The 1,204-nt window shown below is 46.3% G+C and carries 1 protein-coding gene and 1 pseudogene; both read right to left on the bottom strand.

Features of this window, described 5'->3' with window-relative positions; all coding sequences use genetic code 11:
- Window positions 1-191: pseudogene (locus GMA8713_RS25730) on the bottom strand (IS66 family transposase); the annotation flags it as partial.
- Between the two features lie 60 nt (window positions 192-251).
- A partial coding sequence (locus GMA8713_RS25725) for an IS66-like element ISVa8 family transposase (RefSeq protein ID WP_062715514.1) occupies window positions 252-1,204 on the bottom strand: 953 nt, incomplete at its 5' end.

Raw genomic sequence — 1,204 nt, 5'->3', positions numbered from 1 at the left:
TTCATACATTTGACCATGTAATCGTAGAGTATCAGTCCGTTCGCTTTCGCCGTCTCGATGATGCTATACAGCAAAGCACTCGCATCAGCACCAAGCGGATTCGTCGAGAATAACCAATTTTTTCTGCCAATGACCAGCGATTTGATTGCGCGTTCCGCTCGGTTGTTGTCGATAGATAAATGCCCATCTTCGTATGCGCCCCATGATCCCACGGGGGTAACCGTTCACCAGTAGGAGCTTGATTTAATGGATTACAGACTAAATACGTTTGGGTAAGGCTTGCGAAGGGTAACAGCTTGAACGATTTCCATTAGAGCAGACAGGCTCGAGATGCCTCGTTTGTTACAGGTCTCAACAAGCGAATGCATACGGCCCCTGAACTTGTCGCCCGCATCAGATGTCGTTCCGAAGCTAATCTTACGATGGATGACACTGCCACGTATTCTCCGCTCTGCTTCGTTGTTGGTGAGTGGTATTGAGGTATCGGTTAAGAACAACCACAAGCTTTGCCTATGAGATTGTAGCTTTTTACATCGACCTTTGTATCGCTGAACGACTATCCCACTGCCTTTTTGCAGCCAGTGGTCAAAGGATTTTCGAAGTCGATTCATGCGGCGAATATACTGTTCGTACTGGATTTCTGTATTTTCCAAACGGTGACGTATTCTAAAAACCATATTGGCGAGCAGTGTTAGCCGTTGTCCAACGAGAGCGGTATAACCGCCACCAGTATAATCCGCGATTTGCTGAAGATTTCGCTTCACATGCGACCAGCACAGCTGATGTTGTTCTGGTTTTAGCCAGTTATAGCTTGGGCACTGGTCAGTGACGACAAGACCACTATAATTCTTACCTAACATGGTCTTGGCAGAATGGGTTGAACGAGAGAACAAGATCTTTTCGTAGACAAGGTCTTCACTGGCGACCAACCAACACCAACGTAAGCTCTCTTCACCATTACGAGGGTGGGAAGTTTCATCTACATGAACTAGGGGTGCTGTTTGGATGCTATCTCGGATTGCATGATGTAAAGGAGTCAGCATTGAAGCCACTTTAGTCTGAGCTTCGCTGATGGCACCAACAGAGAACGTCGTACCCAGTTGTTCTTTTAGCAGAGAGCAAATTTTGCGGATACTTAAATGATATTGTCCTGCTAATACAGCGATATAGCTGAGCAAGTTCGGCCCAATAATACCTTGTGAGA

The sequence above is a fragment of the Grimontia marina genome (assembly GCF_900060185.1).
Classification (GTDB): Bacteria; Pseudomonadota; Gammaproteobacteria; order Enterobacterales; family Vibrionaceae; genus Enterovibrio; species Enterovibrio marinus.
Note: the sequence above shows the minus strand (reverse complement) of the source record. Positions and strands in the feature narration are given on the sequence as shown.